Raw genomic sequence first — 20010 nt, 5'->3', positions numbered from 1 at the left:
CTTATAGTATCGTCTATCACGTTTGCTAAAAGTTGCCAAATTAGCGACAATACGGCAAGTTTTTTATTTACTTTCATCAATTTTAGGAATGTTTATGTCATTACAACAAACCATCGAACAAGCTTTTGAGAATCGCAATGAATATAGCCCAGCAACCATGCCACAAGATGTCCGTGATGCCATCAATCAAGTACTTGAGCAGCTAGATAACGGCACTTTGCGCGTTGCAGAAAAAAAGGATGGTGAATGGGTCGTCAATCAGTGGGCAAAAAAAGCCGTCTTGCTATCGTTCCGCCTCAATGACAACTACGTTCAAGCAGCGGGCGAGCATGTCCAGTTTTATGACAAGGTACCAACGAAATTTGCGGATTGGACAGAAGCGCAGTTTAAAGAAGCTGGCGTACGCGTCGTGCCGCCAGCCGTTGCGCGTAAAGGCTCTTATATCGCGCCAGGCGCCGTATTAATGCCATCGTATGTCAATATCGGTGCTTATGTTGACCAAGGCGCTATGGTAGATACCTGGGCGACCGTTGGTTCATGTGCTCAAATCGGTAAAAATGTCCATTTATCAGGCGGCGTCGGTATCGGTGGTGTTTTAGAGCCATTACAAGCCAACCCGACCATCATCGAAGACAACTGCTTTATCGGTGCGCGCTCTGAAATCGTTGAAGGCGTTATCGTAGAAGAAGGCGCAGTGATCTCTATGGGTGTCTATATCGGTCAGTCAACGCGCATCTATGATCGCGAAACAGGTGAGATTCATCGTGGTCGCGTACCAGCAGGCTCAGTCGTTGTGCCAGGCAGCTTGCCTTCTGAAGATGGCACGCATAGCTTGTATGCGGCTATCATCGTGAAAAAAGTGGATGCACAAACCCGCGCCAAAACATCAGTCAATGAGTTACTACGTTTGGCTTAAATACTTAGCCTAAATACTTATAATCCGTTCAAAGTAAAATAGGTACAGTCACTAAAACGTATCGCTGGTATAAATTTTCCTCGCTTGCTGTGCACTGCGTCAGACAGAGGCTTCGCAAAATTCATCCCAGCAACACTATATTTCTTTTATAGTGGATAGACGATAGCCTAGATACTTAATGATGATTATTTCTCGTTTTGAAAAAAGATGCTGAAGCTTTGTGCTCCAGCATCTTTTTTGTTGCTGAATAGCAGCTTAATAGAGGACTTTACGTTATAATCTTCGTCTCGTTTGGGCACTGAATTTCCGAGCGTTAGACAGATTATTAAACCTTTTTTATTTGATATGTGCTCGATGGCACAATCAATCTTTAACTGTATTTGAAATATTATGAGTGAGTTATCTTTACGCACGGCTGTCATCCCTGTCACTGACCCTGAAGCTGGGTTACGTTTGACGGAGATTTTCTATTCCTTACAAGGTGAAGCCATCACCTCAGGGTTGCCGACGATATTTGTACGCTTGACCGGCTGTCCGCTTCGCTGCGTCTATTGCGATACCGAATATGCCTTTAGTGGTGGCGAACGTCAATCGCTTGAGACCATCATGGCAACCATTGCAAATTTCCCTTGCAAGCGTATTTGCTTGACCGGCGGTGAGCCTTTAGCACAGCCCAATGCCATTGAATTGATGAAGCGTTTATTGAATGATGGCTATGAGATTTCTCTTGAAACCGCAGGCGCACTGACGGTTGAAAATGTTCCGCCAGCGGTCAGCAAAGTGATGGATTTAAAAACCCCAAGCTCAGGTGAAGTCGATAAAAACTTATGGTCAAACCTCGATTATCTCACTCAACATGACCAAATAAAATTTGTCATCATGAACCGCACCGATTATGACTGGGCAAAAGCCAAAATTATCGACTATAAGCTAAATGACTTGGTCGGTACGGTATGGTTTTCACCGATGTTTAATGTCGCGCAAGAAGACACGGTAAACGATACCAGTCCAGAAGTGCCGGTGTTGGCGCGTGAGCTTGCTGAATGGATGTTAGCCGACGCCCTGCCCGTGCGTTTTCAATTGCAACTACATAAGATTATTTGGGCGGATGCCAAGGGCAAATAGTCTCTAAAATCTGAATGGACACTTAAATACATATAGTCAAAATACTCTAGAAACGCTACGGTACTGCTGGTACAAATTTTTTGCAGCCTCTGTCGGCTAGCTACAGCAAGCAAGAAAAATTGATACCAGCAGTACATAATGTGTCGATATTACTTTTCATTGACTATAGCAAGCCAAGGAATAAAGGGATAGGTATGGTCAAACTCATTTTATTGGGCTTATTAGCGGGCGCGTTTTTTAGCTCCACCTTTATTCTAAATGAGATGATGAGTAGTGCCGGTGGACACTGGTTTTGGTCAGCAAGCCTACGCTATTTATTTATGTGGCTCATCATTACTGTTCTGATTGCGATGCAGCATGGTTTTGGACGTATTAGAGAGTTAGGCGCTATTTTCTTTCAGCATTGGCGGTTTTGGTGTATCACTGGCAGTATCGGCTTTGGCGTGTTTTATACTGGCATTTGTTATGCTGGTGACCACGTTGCAGGTTGGGTGGTTGCCGCAACCTTTATGTTCACAGTCGTAACAAGTCTATTGGTCTTAGTGGCATTTGGACAGAGATTTGATAAAAAGTTTATCATTTATGCCTTATTGGTCTTTATTGGTGTAGTCATGGTCAACGTCAGTGAAGGCTTACATGCGTCTACGCTCGCCGATACCGTACCTATGGCTGATATGCTGCTATATGGCGCGCTGCCGGCGCTGGTTGCAGCATTCAGTTACCCGATTGGCAATCAGCTGGTGTGGCAAGTGTCTCATAATTCGCGCAAACACAGTGCTGAGCGGCAACAGGCTCGTGATAATCTTCAGCTAAAGGCTACTGATGGTAACACTGATATTCATACCCATACCCAACGCATCATTACCGAAGCCCCTATATTACCTATCGATAGACATGCTGCGTCACGCTTGCAAAATCTCATCGCCCGTATTCCTGCTATCGAGACAACCTTATTACAAAATGCCTTTAATAAAGTCTGGCTAATGACCCTCGGTAGCTTGCCGTTTTGGTTACTGTTAGGCTTAATAATACGTCCTGAGCGACCAGCGACCACACAGGTTTTTAATACGTTGTTAGTGGCAGTACTTGCAGGTGTGGCGGCGACGAGTATATTTTTATATGCCCGTGAGCAAGCGGTGACATCGAGTGAGGTGGCAGGCGTAGATTCTACCCAGGCCAGTGAAGTGATATTTGCTTTGATTGGCGGCATGTTATTGCTGAATAATGCCCTTCCTTCGACACTGGGCTTGGTGGGTATTGCGCTTATCATTCTGGGACTGATATTATTTGCAAAAGATGGTTAAGGCTCAAGTACAGCGATGATAAACACCTTTATTTTCCCTGATATCCTGCTGTATGTTTTGGATATGTTTGGTATCATCGCCTGCGCTATCGCCGGCACCTTGCTCGCGCAGCACAAAGGTTTTGATATTGCAGGCTGTATATTGGTCGCGCTAGTCAACGCTATCGGCGGCGGCACATTGCGCGATATGGCACTTGATCGCCATCCGCTGTTTTGGATGACAGATCTCAATTATGTCATTGTTATTACTGCCACCTCTCTTATCTTACAAATATTTTTTCATCTGTATCATAAGATTGATAACGCGCTTAAGTTCTTTGATGCCATTGGTTTGGCAGCCTTTAGTGTGATTGGTTTTAAGGTGGGATTGGCGCAAGATTTAGCGCCAATGATTGCCATTATGATGGGGGTCTGGACAGCCATTATTGGCGGTCTATTGCGTGATATCATTTGTAATGAGATTCCGCTCGTCCTACAGCGTGAGATTTATATCACTGCCAGTATTGCAGGCTCATTGGCGTATTTGGCGCTCGACTACGGCGGGCTGGATACGACGATAAACGAATTTACCATGTTATTTATTATCTTTGCCGTGCGTATGCTGGCGCTTAAATTCGATTGGCATTTGCCTTCCATTCGCTTGGTCGATTAACGGATTAGCCGGTTTTTACGATTAACGAAGAAAATAGCAGTACCTTAATTTCAATACTTTAATCTCAGTACCTTATTTTCAGTGCTTTAATGAGAATAACTCATGCCGACCATTGCCTTAGATTCTGACCTGATTACTACTTTTAATCCGCGCTCACTCATTTATCTGTTCGATATGATTGGTATTGTCGCTTGTAGTATTTCAGGAACGATATTAGCCAAGCATAAAAACTTCGATGTATTTGGCTGCTTACTGGTATCGATTGTGACGGCTATCGGCGGTGGTACCGTGCGTGATGTAATCTTGGATCGTCATCCCCTGTTTTGGATGGTAGATATGAGTTATTTGACGGTCATTACCATCTCTTCAATCTTGATGCAGATATTCTTTCACCCTAACTCTAGACGCGTTGATACGTTTCTTAAACTCTCCGACACCATTGGTCTGTCAGCCTTTACCTTAATCGGCATCAAGGTGGCTGATAGTATGGGCACAAATGTGCCGGTGGCATTATTACTTGGGGTTATCACGATTATTGTCGGCGGTATCATCCGCGATATGATTTGCAATGAAATTCCGCTGGTACTACAGCAAGAGATTTATATCACCGCCGCTTTAACAGGTGGTATCCTTTACTTTGTGCTACTTAATCTTGGCGTGATCGCTTGGATTGCTGATATCTCAGCAATGGCAACGATTTTTACCTTACGCATGCTTGCTATTCGCTATGATTGGCAGTTTCCGGCCATTGAATGGAAATATTAAAGCATAGAAATATTGACGCTTAGCGACTATTAGCGCAGTTACTATCTGTACCGTTAAGTCACTAGTTTGCTTCGACCGTCTCTTTTACAAGCGCCAAATCTTTTATCATCAACTGCAAACTTTGTTTGCCATTCCACTCATTGATATCCAGCTCAAACAATATATGTACTTTTTCGGCGCGATAATCCCAAACACTGCTATCAAAATTAAATTGAATGGCCTCAATCGGATACTGTACATCAGGATAACGTAGCGATAATTTAAGGTGTTTGTCTTTTAGTACCTTATAGTTTAATACTTCAAACACTCCATCAAATATCGGCGGCGCAAATCCATGCCCCCAAATACTAGATTCTGCCAGATGCTCAGCAAACCATAAGCTAAAATCACTTGCTTGCAAAGCACCATCGGTGAATTTTTGCTCAGCGAATACCTCATCATCCATCTGTGCCAACACCGCGTTAAATGCTGTCACAAAGGCATCAAAGTTACCTCTTTTCAACGTCAGTCCAGCTGCCATGGCATGACCGCCAAAATGGCTGATTAAATCAGGATAGCTCTCGGCAACTTGTTCAATGGCATCACGAATATGTACGCCTGCGATAGAACGCGCTGAGCCTTTGATAGCATCGTCATCGCCTGTGCGTTCAGTATCCGCCGGCGCAAAGACAATGCTCGGCAGATAATGACTTTCTTTTAAACGTCCTGCAACGATACCGATAACCCCTTGATGCCAGTCATCTTGATACAACACAATACTGCGGGTATTGGTGGTCTTCTTCTCGAGTTTATGCTGAACGATAATATCATCGCTTTTCTCAGCATCAACTTCAGCTTCAATACTCGTATCAGCATCAGCTAATGCTTGGACGATGCTATCTGCTTGCGCTCGCATCTCACCTTCTACTTGGCGACGCGTACGGTTAAGTTGCTCAAGCTCTTGCGCCAATCGCTGCGCCGTTGCCCAATCATCTGCTAACAAGCACTCAATACCGATGCGCATATTATCCATACGACCAGCGGCATTAATACGTGGACCTAGTACAAAACCAAAATCTTGCGCGTGTAGCTTTTTGGGGTCGCGACCCGCTTGCTCGAGCAATGCCAATATACCAAGAGAACCACGCCCCTGACGAATGGCGTTCAGCCCATGATGGACTAAAATACGATTATTTTTATCGAGCACACCAACATCAGCAATCGTCCCAAGTGCGACTAAATCCAAATATTGACTGACTTGTACGGTGGATTTACCAGCTTCACGGCGCAGTTTTGCCAGTCGTCCAAGTACATAAAATGCTACCCCAACGCCCACCAAGGCTTTACTAGCAAAATTGCAATCAAGCTGATTGGGATTGACCACGGCTTCGGCAGGTGGAGTCTCTTTGGTCGTAAGATGATGGTCAGTGATAATGACAGTAATGCCATCAGCTTGCGCGCGCGCCACGCCTTCATGGCTTGAGATACCATTATCTACCGTGACGATCATTTGCGGCTGATAAGTCTCAATACCCAATTCAACAATCTCTGGCGTCAAACCATAACCGTATTTAAAACGGTCAGGTACTAAAAAATCCACCTTGGCACCCATGGCGGTCAGCGCACGCATCATTAGCGCGGTACTAGTCGCCCCATCACAGTCAAAGTCACCAACGATAAGGATACGCTGACCCTCATCAATGGCGACATCTAGTAAACATACTGCTTCAATGATACCTTTTAGCTGCTCAGCAGGTAATAGACCAGCGAGCTGAGTCTCAAGCTCATCGGGCTGCACGATGCCACGACCGGCATATAGGCGAGCAAGCGTCATTGATTGGGCGGCAAGGGGTTGCAACAAGGCTGGCAACTCGTCGATGCGAGTGCTGGTATAACGGGGAGTTAAATTTAGCATGAACGTATTCTACTGGCTTTAGTAAGTGCTCACAATATTAATTTAGAGGAAATTTCAGCATATCGGTGCACGGTTAGAGGTTGCTTATGCCTGCATCATCACGTAACTTATAGCGTATAACTCATAGCGTAATTTAAGCGCACCTAGATCATGTATTTATTTTCAAACTGCTACTTTTACCGTATGGCTTCATTTACAAAAACGGTGTAGATTAACCCTATTTTTCAGCATTTTGCTACAAAGCAGCGATTGTATGGTGTTTATAAATCCATAAAATGGTAGGCATCTTATAAACGCCGCAGTTGCTTGTTATCTATCCCATGTTTCATGCTTTATTATTCACTGTCTCTCTTTTATTTACTTTTTCTTTTAATTGCTTTTTCTAACTAATTTAAGGATATTTCATGAAAACAACCCCGTTAGCTGAAAAATTACCCAATACGATTGATCCAAACTTGGATCTTGAGCAAGTCAAAAAAGAATGTATCGCCATGGTCAAAAGACGTGCCAGAATCTCTGCTGGTGTTGCCATTGTACCGGTACCATTTTTTGATGTGGCAATTGATGCGAGCATGCTCACGATGCTGCTACCTGAAATCAGTGAGCGCTTTGGTTTACTCGAAGATCGTCAAGCAGCGGTAGACCTAGAGTCACGAGCTATTCACTGGAGTGCGTTAAAAGATCGTACAGTCGATTTTGCAGGTCTGATGGCAACCCGTGGTATCGTTAAAAAGACAGTGCAAGGTTTTGGTGGTCGTATCGCTGCTAAGCAAGTGACCAAATTTATCCCACTTGGTGGTCAACTGGTCGCAGGCACAATCGGCTATATGATTTTTAAGAAGATCGCCACTGACCATATTAATGAGTGCTATAACTTAGCCAAAGACATTCAGCAAAAGCAACACGGTAAAAATGTCTAAAAAGCTATTTTAAATAAAGAATTTATTTATCCCTTAAAAAAGCCCTGTATCTAGCAGGGCTTTTTTGCGTTTCTTATTTAGTCACCCATGGAGCTTTTAAGTCATTGATTTATGTATGTGGACTTTGCTCAAACGAACCCCTTCGTCTGTAAAGTAAAATTAGATTGTGCGACAGAAACGTTGGCAATAGAAATCAGCCCAATAGTATTACATATTGATGTTAGAGCAGAGATAGGATACTATAAGATTCATTTTAAATGAATCTTATAAAAACCGGTGAATGATTTGACTGCTAACTGCTTAATTCCTGTCTGTTATAGTTGATCTACTTTTAAAAGACTACAGCACTACTGGGATTCATTGTTCGCAGCCTCTGTCGGCTAGCTACAGCAAGCAAGAAAAATGAATCCCATTAGTGCTTGATAATATTCGTATTTCTTTTATTTAAGACTGACTATATTGTCTCATTCAAGCGTCTCAAAAGTCTGATTACTATTATTAATTTCGTTCATCAACCTTCACTCACTAAACATTATCAATGTGAATATTCACTAAAGGATCCACAATGGCGTCACTACAAACATTAGCAATCGTCAAAGCAACGGTACCGGTACTCGAAGAGCATGGAACAGCGATTACTACTGTGTTTTATAAGAATATGTTTCATGAGCATCCTGAGCTACTTGATATTTTTAATGAAACCAATCAAAAACTTGGTCGTCAACAGACTGCACTGGCAATGACGGTTTTGGCAGCAGCCAAGCATTTGGAAAACTTAGCGACGTTATTGCCGCAACTAACGCAAATCAGCCATAAGCATCGCGCCTTACAAATCCTGCCAGAGCACTACCCTATCGTTGGTAAACATCTACTTGCTGCCATCAAGGAAGTGTTGGGTGATGCGGCAACTGACGATATCCTTACGGCTTGGGCAGAAGCTTATGATGAAATTGCCTCGATATTTATCCAAATCGAGCACGGTATGTATGAGCAAGCAATGTGGCAAGGCTTTGCACCGTTTACAGTGACGGCAAAAGTGGAAGCAGCGACTGATATCGCCGCCTTTACCGTTGTCCCAGTAAATGACCATTCAGTAAACAATCAGACTATCGATCTGAGCAAAATTAAACTGTCTGCGGGTCAATACATTACCGTAAAAACAGACCCAGCAGACAGCGATCATATTGCCCTGCGTCACTACTCTTTGTACTCAGCCAATAATGATCAAGGTATCCAGTTTGCAGTTAGACGCGACAATCGCAATGAGCATAACGGTCTAGTGTCTAATTATTTACATGATCATCTGGCCGTCGGTGATACAGTTTTATTGTCGGCACCGGCTGGTGATTTTGAGCTGAATCAGGCGTTGATGCAGCAAAACGACATTCCCTTGGTACTGATCAGTGCAGGCGTTGGCGTAACACCGATTTTATCCATGTTAGAAGCTCAAGTTACCGTTAATCCAAACCGTCCTATCGTTTGGGTTTATGCTTGCCAAAACCAAGAGCATCATGCTTTTGCTAGTGAAGTTAATAAACTGTTGGCTACTGCGACAAACGTAGAAAAGCACATTTTTTATTTTGAGTCTGGACAAATTCTTGATGAGGCTTGGCTTAGCAATTTACCCAAACTTGCTGATATGTATGTTTGTGGTTCCATGCCTTTTATGGAGAGCATTATTGATAGTCTAGTCATCCTTGACCATAGCCTTGATAACATTCATTACGAACCCTTTGGTCCCAAAATGAGTATAGAGCTGGCTTAAGGTTATAACTGTAAACCTCTACAATACAGCCTAATACGCACCCAATAACCTTGCCAAAACTTAAAGACAAATCCTTTAATATAGAGGCAAGGCTTACGTCAAATCCTATCGTCGATTCAATTTAAAAAGAATACAGTACTGCTGGGATAAATGTTACCAAGCCTCTGGAGTGCAAAGCGCACAGCAAGCGAGAGAAATTTATCCCAGCATATTGCTATTCTGAGCGTAACTCTTTTATATTGAACTCACTATATCAAGATGATGATTAAGCAAAAGAATACCTTGTGTGGCTAATCAATCCCCTGTCAGCCATGTCATTCTTATGGTATAACGTATCTCTGATACTATAAACAGTTCAACATTAATAAGATGAGTATAGGTTTATGATTACGGTTGAAGGACTTATAGCTGAGATCCAGCAGCGTGTAGAGAATTATAATAATAACGACTATCCGCTCAATAAAAGAGCCGTCGCTAACTACGATTTATTAGACAGCCATAATCACATACTGGCTGAAGATATTGTTTCGCCTTTTTCGGTACCGAGACAGAACCTGTCGGCGATGGATGGTTATGCGATTGCTAAAAATAGCAAGCTTGCAACAAATACTACCATCACCATCATCGGTGAATCGCAAGCTGGCAGCCCTTATAATGGCGATGTCCAGTCAGGTCAAGGGGTACGTATTTTTACTGGGGCGGTGGTACCTGATGACTGTAATACCGTCATCATGCAAGAAAACACCAACTTTGCTGAGATAAGAGATAGCATTGATAAATCACAGCCATACCCTATTATCCTTAGTCAAACTGCCCAGTCTGATGACAATATTCGCAAACAAGGTGAAGAGATTGAAGCTGGCGAAGCCGTTTTACTCAAAGGTAAGCGCCTAAATCCTGCTGATATCAGTTTATTGGCGAATTTGGGTTTTGATAAAGTCAACGTCTATCAGCCCTTGACGGTTGGTGTGCTCGCGACAGGCGACGAGCTGGTTGCAATTGGTAATGCGCTTAAAAGCTTGGCGCAGATTTATAACTCTAATACCCCAACTCTTAAAAGTCTGCTCTCTGATTTACCTATAAATATTCGTGATTATGGGATTATCGCTGATGATTTAGGCAAAACCACTGAAGCGGTGACTCAAGCGATGCAAGAGTGTGACGTACTGATCTCTACCGCTGGCGTATCCGTTGGTGACTATGACTTCTTGACCACCGTCATTGAGCAGCTCGGCAAAATCAATCACTATAAAGTGGCGATGAAACCCGGTAAGCCGTTTGTCTTTGGTGAGCTGACGCACAACCTTGCCAAGCCCGTCTTATATTTTGGTTTGCCTGGCAATCCTCTATCGACGATCGTTGGTACGCTGCAATTTGTCATTCCTGCTTTGTGGCAGATGGCAGGCGCGGCTCATTCAGAGCGACCCATGCAATTAACAGTCATGGCAACGCTTAAAAATGATGTTAAAAAGTCAGCGGGACGTATGGACTTCCAAAGAGGCATTCTGACCCAAAATAAAGCGGGCGATTTTCAAGTTGAAAGCTTTACTAAACAGCAATCGCATCGTATCAAACAGCTGAGTCAGGCCAACTGCTTTATTGTACTCGCTCAAGATGCAGGCAATTTATCCGCTGGTGCCTCTGTACAGGTACAATCCTTCCCTTGGATATAGTGAATGACGCTTAAAAATGATACAGTGAATTAACGTCTATACCATAGACCGTGAGAAACTTAATATTTATTATCTGATAACTACTACTTTGGTGGTAGTTATTGAGTAACTTACGGTTGATTGTTATTTGACGTCAAGCTGTCATAATTTTATCTAACTATCATATTCCACTCTCAACCTGAGGCAACGCTTAAAAGTCCACAATATACTTTATATTAATGGTAATCACCTATGAACCATCTTGCCCCTACCGTAGGAAATGCTCAATTGTATTCGCCTACTGCTGCACCTACTTTTTTTGATGGTCATTCACCATCGAAATTGGCGGTCTTGTCTACGCATTCTGCAGTGACCCTCTTTCAACCATTAACAGACGGTTTTGCACGACGTCTGACCTATTTGCGTTTATCAATTACTGATTTCTGTAATTTTCGCTGTGAGTATTGCCTGCCAAATGGCTATCAAGGCAAACCACCACAAGATGAGCTTAGTGTCACCGAGATTGCCACGTTAATACGCGGTTTTGCTCAAGTAGGTACCAAAAAAGTCAGAATTACCGGCGGTGAGCCGTCTATACGCCGTGATCTGGTAGAGATTATCAAAACGGTTAAAAATACCAAGGGTATTGAAACGGTCGCCATGACCAGTAATGGCTATAAGCTTGGCAAGCATTTGGCAGATTGGCACGCAGCTGGACTGAATCAGCTCAATATCAGTATGGACAGTTTTGATGCTGCTACTTTTCATAAAATGACTGGCTTTGATATGTTGCCACAGCTTTTAGCTGATATGGATACCTTGCTTGCGACCACCGATATTAAACTGAAAATAAACAGTATTCTGATGGCCGAAACTGCTTTTGAAAACTTAATGAATGCCATCGACTATGTCAAAGACAGAGCGGTCACTTATCGCTTTATTGAATTCATGCAGACCAGTGATAACAGCGATTTGTTTTTTGCTCAGCATGCGCAAACCGACATCATTACCAATTATCTGATAGAACACGGCTGGCAGACCCATGAGCGCGGCAGCAACGATGGTCCAGCAATAGAATACAGCCATCCTGATTATCAGGGGCGCATCGGACTGATTGCCCCTTATGCTGCCCATTTTTGTGACAGCTGTAATCGCCTGCGAGTTAGCAGTCAAGGTAAAGTGCATCTGTGCCTATTTGATCAAGGCAATTACGACATACGTGAGCATTTGCAGCAAGATGATGTTGCAGGACTGGTCAGTACCTTACACAGATTTATGCCGATTAAACCTGAGCATCATCATCTGCATGATTCTAATAGCGGCATGATGAATAATTTGTCGATGATTGGCGGTTAGAGTTATCTATAAATTGATAATAATTTTTGAAATGACGCATTATATTTATTAAGGAATATCCATGAGCAAGATTCAAGCACCCTTTACTCCACTCAATATCGCTGTCTTAACGGTTTCTGACAGTCGTACTCTGGCAGAAGATACCTCAGGGCAGTATTTGGTCGATCAACTAACCGCAGCAGGGCATCAACTTGCCGATCGTCAGCTGACTACCGATGATATTTATGAGATTAGAGCCGTGGTCAGTGGCTGGATTGCAGAGCAAGATGTGCACGCAATTATCACCACTGGCGGTACGGGGTTTTATATCAGAGACAGCATACCGGAGGCAGTCAGCGTTTTGTTTGATAAATCGGTCGACGGTTTTGGCGAGATGTTTCGCTTAATATCAAAAGACGATATTGGCATGTCTACCATCCAATCTCGCGCCGTAGCTGGCATGGCAAATGGTACCGGTATTTTCTGCTTACCCGGCTCATCAGGTGCCTGTCGCACTGCATGGGAAGGTATCTTACAAGAGCAGCTCGATAGCCGCACGCGTCCTTGTAATTTCGTCCCCCACTTTATGCGCACCAATCCCGGTCATGATTGATTAATGGTCAATATTGCGGATAGCTCAAACACAGCTAATAAGGTAAATGATGCAGATAACTCAAGTAATGTAGTTGGATTAAACCACTTAGCAGGTATCGTCATCTTGGCAGGCGGCGCATCCAAACGTATGGGATCACCAAAAGCTGAGTTGATGCTACCGACCAATGAGCGCTTGCTTGATTATCATGTCAGGCAAGCGCTTAAATTAAGTGCAGCATTGACGAGCAACGTACCTATTATGATTGCAGATAATGGTCGTGGTTTTGCTATCAATCTAGATTTGATTGAAAAAAATCCGCAAGTGCCAATCATTCATATCACTGATTATCTGTCTAGCAACAACTTTTCTGCTAATGATCACGAACCAATCGAAACCGGCGGCGCATTGGTCGCCATTGAAGCAGCATTGCAATATTTAATGAGCCCAATGACAATGACATTGACCAATGCAGCAAATGCGCACGCATCTTGGCTGATAGTCATTAGTTGCGATAGCGTGATTGCTGCAACCGACTTATGGCAAAAACTGCAACCTTATATGGCACAAGCTACAGATAAGTCCGTCATTTGTCTCACCGATGATCAGCATTTATACCCATTATTGGGTATTTATCGTTTAGATATTGAGCCAGATTTAAAGCATTATATTGACAATGGGCAGCGGCAAGTAATGAGGTTTATTAGGCCTGTTGTGCAGCCTGTAGCGTTTTCAGAAGATTGGCGACTTCTTACCAATTTTAATACGCCTAAAGAGTTTGAGTGTGCCTGTATTACATTAAACGATTTATAGAAGATTTATTGAGAGACAATAACTTTAAGAGACATGAGAAATGATTCGTGACAGTCAAAAAACCAATCAAACGGCTCTGTCGCATTTAGATAGCGACGGCGATATCACCATGGTCGATGTCAGCGGCAAAACGCCTACGACAAGAGAAGCTTGTGCGTTTGGACAAGTGGTTTTCCCCGCAGATATTTATCAGCAAATCAAAGCTGCTGATGGCATGACCAAAAAAGGCAGCATCACGCAGACTGCTCATATCGCAGGCATCATGGCAGCCAAACGCACCCATGACCTGATTCCGCTTTGCCATCCCCTGCCATTAGATAAGATTGGTTTAACTTTTGAATATGATGACCGTCAAAATAGCATTACTGTCACCGCCACTGTCAAAGTCACCCATAAAACAGGTGTAGAAATGGAAGCACTAACAGCGGTTAGTGTCGCCTGCTTGACCATTTATGATATGACCAAAGCCATCTCGCACGACATCATCATCAATAATATTCATCTGATGAATAAAACGGGCGGCAAATCCGACTATCAGCATGCGTAAGTACGCATTATCGATATGATAGATATAAAGCTTGGTAACTAATAAATAATGGAGACTTTCATGAGCACTTTATTAGAAAGCAATACCAATACTGACATCGATAACAATATCAGTACTATGATGGATATCACCGTTTTATACTTCGCAAGTTTGGCCGATGAAGCCCATTGTCATGAAGAAAAAATCACAGTGCCACAGTCGACGTCATTAACTGGGTTGTACGAGCAGCTGCGTCAAAAACATCGCTTTAGCCGTCCGCAGTCGGAGCTACGAGTGGCAGTCAATGATTACTTTGCCAAGTGGACAGATGAGATTAATCATGGCGATAGCGTGGTTTTTATTACACCCGTCGCCGGCGGTTAATAGCATTTAGGCGCTTATTTATATCGCTAACCATTTTAAAAATAACAAACAGAGACAGTATATGGTAGACCAAGTACATGGGCAGTCGATGAGCATTAAGCGTAGCATCGATGAGGCTTATCTTATCGCTGAACGTGATGGCTTTGCGCTGTTAGATATCGATATCGATGAAAGTCGGCTTAAAAGCACGCTCGATGATGGCAGTTGCGGCGCCTTTGTATGCTTTGAGGGACGCGTTCGCAACCATAATAATGCCAGTAGCGTCAATCGCTTGACCTACTATGGCTATGAGGAACTTGCACTCAATCAAGGGCGCGCCATTATTGAAGAGGCCAAAAAGCGTTTTGAGATTACTCATGCTATTGCTATCCATCGTATCGGTGCTTTAGAGATTGGCGATGTGGCGATTTGGGTTGGGGTGGTTTCCGCTCATCGTTACCCTGCTTTTGATGCCTGCCGCTGGATATTAGATACTATTAAAGCGGATATTCCGGTTTGGAAGCAAGAATATTACCAAGATGACTCTACTAAATGGCTCAGCAATAATGGCTGATAGCTTAATAAAATTTAGCTTTAAAATAAATTAAGCCATAAAAAATATTTTTTAGTAATAATAAATATATTGGCTAAAAAACCAATTGTTAAGCTCAAAAATATAAATAGATAATGTATACTTCAAAATTACTATCTTTTTACTGACTATTGTTCTTTTTTTTAAATTAAAGGATATATACTATGCAATCAAATGCTCATTATAAAACATCTACTCATTTGTATTATTTAAAAGTATTGAAGTCTATAGCAACATTAGGTGCTTCGGCATGTTTAGCGTTAGCACTGAGCGCTTGTAGCAAAGAAAACAGCACTACTGAGACTGAAGCGGTTACCAATGATACTGCGCAGACCACTCAGCCAACTGAATCTATCCGCATAGCTGCCGCAGCCAACTTATCTGATGTATTGCCTGATATCATCGAAGGTTATAAGGCGGATAGAAATCTGCCAGACCAAGAAATAGAAGTCACTTTTGCCTCATCAGGTAAGCTTTATTCTCAAATTATTTCAGGTGCACCATACGATATTTTTTTATCGGCCAATCAAGACTTCCCCGCGCAACTGCTAGATGAGATGTTTAAAGGGGATACAAGCCATACGCCTTTTACTTATACCCAAGGTCAACTGTCCATTTATAGTGCCACAAAATCTGTTGGTGGACTCAACCAAACCACATTGACTGACTTACTTAAAAGGGAGGACAAGAGCAAAATCACCATTGCCAATCCTGAGCTTGCCCCTTATGGTGAATCTGCCAAAGTCTATTTAGAATCACAAAATCTCTATGACGCCCTAACAGCACAAAAACGCCTCATCCAAGCTGAAAATATCGGTCAAGCCTTCCAGTATGCTCATACTGGTAGTGTCGACTATGGCTTTGTTGCGCACTCACAAGTCATCGCGATGAAAGCAACACCAGAGCATTTTTATCTCCTACCACCAACGTCTTATCCTGCTATCTTGCAAGACGGCATAGTGACTACTAAAGTAACTACTAATAAGGCAAACGCAACAGATTTCATCGACTATCTGCGTTCTCCTGCAGGACAAGCTTACTTCTCTAAGGCGGGTTATTTAGCGGTTAGCTAATATAGCTATGGCTGTTATTAATCAATAAAAAGGTAAAAAAACAGTAACGCTATGATGTCCTCATCTCTTGTCTTAGATATGCTGCTTCCTGTGTGGGTGAGCCTCAAGCTCGCTGGTATCACCACCTTATGCTTGCTTGTGTTCGCAACCCCATTAGCCTATTGGTTGGCAAGGCCCAGTCGCGGTCATATTGTTGGACGCATCAAAATCATGCTCATGGGGGTGATTGCCATGCCGCTTGTCTTGCCGCCTACCGTGATTGGATTTTATTTGTTATTGCTGTTAAGCCCCAATTTTGGTGTCGGCAAGTGGCTGTTGCAATACAATATTAGCGCCTTTATTTTTACCTTTGAAGGGCTGGTCATCGGCTCTATTATTTACTCACTGCCTTTTTTTGTTCAGCCTGTCTACGCGCAGTTTTTACGCATTCCAATCAGTGTCATGGAGGTTGCAAGCCTACTAGAGCCTAGCCGTTTCAGACGCTTTATACGGGTAGCATTACCGCACGCTCGTATCGGTATCATTCTTGGTAGCTTAATCAGCTTTGCGCATACCATTGGTGAGTTTGGCGTGGTACTGATGATTGGTGGCAGTATTTCGGGTGAAACCAAAGTGGTCTCTATTGCTATCTACGAGCAAGTAGAGGCTTTGAATTACGAGGCCGCGCACGTCATGTCTGCTATTCTCATCATAATGGGCATGGTCATGGTGGCACTGATTGCGAGTGTCAGTCGGCTCTATCAACGCTCATAAGCTCATGAGTCAAATTTAAAATGTATGCGATTTTTTAGCATCCTTCATTTTTTTCGTAAGCCAATCTTACTTTCGATTTTATTCACATTCACAACAAAAACCCTCATCCAACCGATAAAGTTAGCATGAATTTTGTCCATTACACCTACTTATAAAAAAAATCCCCATTCAATATGAATAGGGATTTTAGATGTGTTCTAAGCTATGATTTAAAAATGATATTTTACCAGTGCACTTGGTGCATGTTCGTCAACACCAGTACCGAATTTATTGTTCCAATAACTGTATTCCATACCGACTTCTAAGCGATTATCGATACCCAGTGTTTCTTGCAAATTGTATTTGATTTGTGGGTTGATACGAAGGCTGTCTTTTTTATCATCATTATTAAAAGAATAATCAACATAGCCATCAATGACGAAGTTGTTCTTTTCCCAACCATAAGTCAAAGTGATCTGTTGGTCATCAGCATCACTAAAGGTATCATTATTAAACGCATGGTAAACTGAGGCCGATGCATATTTCATACCATCGATAGGGATATTTAAATCCGCACCAATACCCACTAGATAGTTGTCTTGGCTAAAGCCGTTACTGTTCGAGCCAAACTCATACTGACCAGCTAAGTTGACTTGTTTGATAAAGCTGTTATCAAACTTTGCCAGCTTATACTTCGGCGCAAGCTCACCATAAGTTTCTCTAAAGTCTTTACCCGCAGCATTTTCTTCACCTTGAAGACGGTCAACAAAGAAAAATACGCCACCCCAAGTATGAGTAGAAGCATGCTCTAGAGTCATGACTTTTAAGGTCTCGTCAGGCACCAATTCATAATCAGAACCATATAGTCCAGTTATGCTGGTATCACCAAATAGCATTTTAGCATTAGCGCTGCTCATTGCGCCCAAAGCAGTAATGGCAACAAGTGCACAGGTAAGCGGCTTAGTAATTAGTGGTAGGCTTACAGATGAATGATCACGCACAGTAGTATTCCTTTATTTACAGTCGTTGGTGCCTAGCAGCATGGCTATCAACGGGGTTTAACTTCCTGTTAAAACGCACCCGTACTGCTAGAGGGGAAAAGGTTATTAGCTTTCAGTAAAAATAAAACATCATCAAAGCAGACATCAATGCTAATAAAACTGCATAAATTATTTCAATAATTCCAATTTCGGCAGCAATTATTAACACTTTGAAACAGTTAAACATGTTTTATGAGGACTGACAACTGCATTTTGACGTCAGATATCAGTAAAAAACGCGTCCTAAGTTATTGATATCAGCTAAGTTTATGATTTTATTAAAATAACTGACTAAATGGTCAGGAACATTAATTTTGTAAAGGAGGGAGAAATCTGGTTACTGTAGAGAATAATCGGCTAATGAAGCGGTTGGATAATTTTCAGACATAAAAAATCTCAAGCAAATGCATACTTGAGGCAAACCTTGCTTAGATTAGAAAGTCCAAATACCATCAGCATAGAACAAACTGATCAATAAGCATAAATTTTGGGAATCAGTTACCACAACCGACTTTTGACAATATTCGTCACAAAATGGTCACCGTTTGGTCACTGAGCAGGTGATCACTGAGCACTTGTCCTCAATTTGCTCAAGCCAGTTTATCTATTGATAAGCTTATATTGGGTGCGATAAGAGAGAGTCAGTTAACTCTGATGGGATAATAGAGATAGAATCACCAAGCCTTATAAACAAAGGCTTTAAAGAGAAACTCAGACACAAAAAAACCTCAAGTAAACTAATACTTGAGGCGAAACTTGCTTAAACTTAGCGTCTAAATTCGTTTTAGCTTTTTACTAAATATGGCGCAGCGGACGGGACTCGAACCCGCGACCCCCGGCGTGACAGGCCGGTATTCTAACCAACTGAACTACCGCTGCTTAGGTCATCTTTAACGTTTCACCTGTATGAAGAGGTCCACTTCGCTAAAATAGTGGTGGGTGATGACGGATTCGAACCGCCGACATTCTGCGTGTAAGGCAGACGCTCTACCAACTGAGCTAATCACCCTTCGAACAATTGCAATGCAATTTATTCCACATCAACCGAGCTCTAAGTTTGTCACTAAGCTCTGCTGCTGTGGGAGTGTATTATATAGATTTACACATTGCTGTCAAACACTATTTTGATATTTAGCGCGGTTTTTTGCTTATTTTAGTGATTAAATTTATAAGCATCTGTTTTCATTCATTTTATAATTTCGCAAAATATCTAATATTTTTTACATCAGCAATTACTTTGCAGCCAGCGCTCGTTCTATATCATCTTTGAGCGCTTCAGGTTTGGTCGTTGGTGCATAACGATCAATTACCTGCCCTTTACTGTTAATCAAAAATTTGGTGAAATTCCATTTGATGCCGTCTGTGAGTAGTCCACCTTTTTGATTTTTTAGCCATTTAAATACAGGATGTACATCGCTACCATTAACATCGACTTTTGCCATCATCGGAAAACTCACACCGTAGTTCTTTTGGCAGAATGCGCCAATTTCATCATTATTAGCAGGATCTTGATTGCCAAATTGGTTACAGGGAAAGCCGATAATAATCAAACCTTGATCTTTATAGTGCTGGTACAGCGTTTCTAATCCTTCAAATTGCGGCGTAAAACCGCACTTGCTGGCTGTATTAACGATTAACAACATCTGACCTTCATAATCAGAGAAGTTTTGTGTCGTTCCGTCGATACGCTCAGCACTAAAATCATAAATAGTAGTCATTATTCATCCTTAAATCAGTTATTCGTTTATTTTGTTATCAAACATTAAATACTGCGTTATGTAAGATACTATAGGGGCTGTATAGAATTCAAATCAGCGGCAGCCAAATAAAGACACAGGCTAGAATCACGGCAGCCTCATAGCTGGCTTTAAGTTTATCATAGCGTGTAGCAACACCTCTGAAGTGTTTTAACCTAGCAAAGGCGTTTTCTACCAAGTGGCGACAGCGATATA

Annotated in this window: 19 protein-coding genes, 2 tRNA genes and 1 pseudogene; 16 read left to right on the top strand and 6 right to left on the bottom strand. The window is 42.3% G+C overall.

Annotated elements, in window-relative coordinates:
* Window positions 1-94: 94 nt before the first annotated feature.
* The 5 genes from dapD (at window position 95) to JMW90_RS11505 (ending at window position 4761) form a co-directional block, all read left to right on the top strand.
* Window positions 95-916 carry a 2,3,4,5-tetrahydropyridine-2,6-dicarboxylate N-succinyltransferase gene (gene dapD, locus JMW90_RS11525; protein WP_020443027.1) on the top strand — a complete coding sequence of 274 codons (822 nt, stop codon included), beginning with the start codon at window positions 95-97 and terminating at the stop codon, window positions 914-916.
* Between the two features lie 390 nt (window positions 917-1306).
* Window positions 1307-2041, top strand: a complete 735-nt coding sequence (gene queE / locus JMW90_RS11520) for a 7-carboxy-7-deazaguanine synthase QueE (protein ID WP_201564334.1) — start codon at window positions 1307-1309, stop codon at window positions 2039-2041.
* A 194-nt stretch (window positions 2042-2235) separates the two neighbouring features.
* On the top strand, window positions 2236-3345 hold the full coding sequence (locus JMW90_RS11515; RefSeq protein WP_201564332.1) for a multidrug resistance efflux transporter family protein: 1110 nt from the start codon (window positions 2236-2238) through the stop codon (window positions 3343-3345).
* 15 nt (window positions 3346-3360) lie between these two features.
* Window positions 3361-3996 (top strand): trimeric intracellular cation channel family protein, encoded by a 636-nt coding sequence (locus JMW90_RS11510; RefSeq protein WP_201564330.1) that lies wholly within the window; start codon window positions 3361-3363, stop codon window positions 3994-3996.
* Window positions 3997-4098: 102 nt separating this feature from the next.
* Window positions 4099-4761, top strand: a complete 663-nt coding sequence (locus JMW90_RS11505) for a trimeric intracellular cation channel family protein (protein ID WP_201564328.1) — start codon at window positions 4099-4101, stop codon at window positions 4759-4761.
* Between the two features lie 61 nt (window positions 4762-4822).
* Here the strand turns inward: JMW90_RS11505 and recJ are convergent, their stop codons facing one another.
* Entirely contained in the window at window positions 4823-6655 is a 1833-nt protein-coding gene (gene recJ / locus JMW90_RS11500; protein WP_201564326.1) for a single-stranded-DNA-specific exonuclease RecJ, read from the bottom strand.
* A 404-nt stretch (window positions 6656-7059) separates the two neighbouring features.
* Between recJ and JMW90_RS11495 the strand changes: the two genes are divergently transcribed.
* From JMW90_RS11495 to modB, 11 genes are all read left to right on the top strand, one after another.
* Window positions 7060-7575: a hypothetical protein gene (locus JMW90_RS11495; protein ID WP_201564324.1), complete on the top strand. Its 516-nt coding sequence runs from the start codon at window positions 7060-7062 to the stop codon at window positions 7573-7575.
* A 565-nt stretch (window positions 7576-8140) separates the two neighbouring features.
* Window positions 8141-9340: a globin domain-containing protein gene (locus JMW90_RS11490; protein ID WP_201564322.1), complete on the top strand. Its 1200-nt coding sequence runs from the start codon at window positions 8141-8143 to the stop codon at window positions 9338-9340.
* A 383-nt stretch (window positions 9341-9723) separates the two neighbouring features.
* Window positions 9724-11013 carry a molybdopterin molybdotransferase MoeA gene (locus tag JMW90_RS11485; protein ID WP_201564320.1) on the top strand — a complete coding sequence of 430 codons (1290 nt, stop codon included), beginning with the start codon at window positions 9724-9726 and terminating at the stop codon, window positions 11011-11013.
* A gap of 231 nt (window positions 11014-11244) precedes the next feature.
* On the top strand, window positions 11245-12348 hold the full coding sequence (gene moaA, locus JMW90_RS11480; protein ID WP_201564318.1) for a GTP 3',8-cyclase MoaA: 1104 nt from the start codon (window positions 11245-11247) through the stop codon (window positions 12346-12348).
* A 61-nt stretch (window positions 12349-12409) separates the two neighbouring features.
* Window positions 12410-12940: a molybdenum cofactor biosynthesis protein B gene (gene moaB / locus JMW90_RS11475; protein WP_201564316.1), complete on the top strand. Its 531-nt coding sequence runs from the start codon at window positions 12410-12412 to the stop codon at window positions 12938-12940.
* 3 nt (window positions 12941-12943) lie between these two features.
* Window positions 12944-13732, top strand: a complete 789-nt coding sequence (mobA, locus tag JMW90_RS11470) for a molybdenum cofactor guanylyltransferase (RefSeq protein WP_201564313.1) — start codon at window positions 12944-12946, stop codon at window positions 13730-13732.
* Window positions 13733-13772: 40 nt separating this feature from the next.
* Window positions 13773-14279 carry a cyclic pyranopterin monophosphate synthase MoaC gene (gene moaC, locus JMW90_RS11465; RefSeq protein ID WP_201564311.1) on the top strand — a complete coding sequence of 169 codons (507 nt, stop codon included), beginning with the start codon at window positions 13773-13775 and terminating at the stop codon, window positions 14277-14279.
* 60 nt (window positions 14280-14339) lie between these two features.
* Entirely contained in the window at window positions 14340-14642 is a 303-nt protein-coding gene (locus tag JMW90_RS11460; RefSeq protein ID WP_201564309.1) for a MoaD/ThiS family protein, read from the top strand.
* Between the two features lie 61 nt (window positions 14643-14703).
* On the top strand, window positions 14704-15195 hold the full coding sequence (locus tag JMW90_RS11455) for a molybdenum cofactor biosynthesis protein MoaE (protein WP_201564307.1): 492 nt from the start codon (window positions 14704-14706) through the stop codon (window positions 15193-15195).
* Between the two features lie 182 nt (window positions 15196-15377).
* Entirely contained in the window at window positions 15378-16286 is a 909-nt protein-coding gene (gene modA, locus JMW90_RS11450) for a molybdate ABC transporter substrate-binding protein (protein WP_201564305.1), read from the top strand.
* A 51-nt stretch (window positions 16287-16337) separates the two neighbouring features.
* Window positions 16338-17039: a molybdate ABC transporter permease subunit gene (modB, locus tag JMW90_RS11445; RefSeq protein WP_201564303.1), complete on the top strand. Its 702-nt coding sequence runs from the start codon at window positions 16338-16340 to the stop codon at window positions 17037-17039.
* Window positions 17040-17248: 209 nt separating this feature from the next.
* Here the strand turns inward: modB and JMW90_RS11440 are convergent, their stop codons facing one another.
* From JMW90_RS11440 to JMW90_RS11420, 5 genes and pseudogenes are all read right to left on the bottom strand, one after another.
* Window positions 17249-18019, bottom strand: a complete 771-nt coding sequence (locus tag JMW90_RS11440) for a DUF5020 domain-containing protein (protein WP_201564301.1) — start codon at window positions 18017-18019, stop codon at window positions 17249-17251.
* Window positions 18020-18860: 841 nt separating this feature from the next.
* Window positions 18861-18937, bottom strand: a tRNA-Asp gene (locus JMW90_RS11435).
* Between the two features lie 54 nt (window positions 18938-18991).
* A tRNA-Val gene (locus JMW90_RS11430) sits at window positions 18992-19067 on the bottom strand.
* 223 nt (window positions 19068-19290) lie between these two features.
* A complete protein-coding gene (locus tag JMW90_RS11425) occupies window positions 19291-19776 on the bottom strand; it encodes a glutathione peroxidase (RefSeq protein WP_201564299.1) in 486 nt (161 codons plus the stop codon).
* Window positions 19777-19864: 88 nt separating this feature from the next.
* Window positions 19865-20010, bottom strand: a pseudogene (locus tag JMW90_RS11420) (IS5/IS1182 family transposase); the annotation flags it as partial.

It is taken from the genome of Psychrobacter glacincola (genome assembly GCF_904846215.1).
Lineage (GTDB): Bacteria > Pseudomonadota > Gammaproteobacteria > Pseudomonadales > Moraxellaceae > Psychrobacter > Psychrobacter glacincola.
This window is presented reverse-complemented; position numbering and strand designations above follow the sequence as displayed.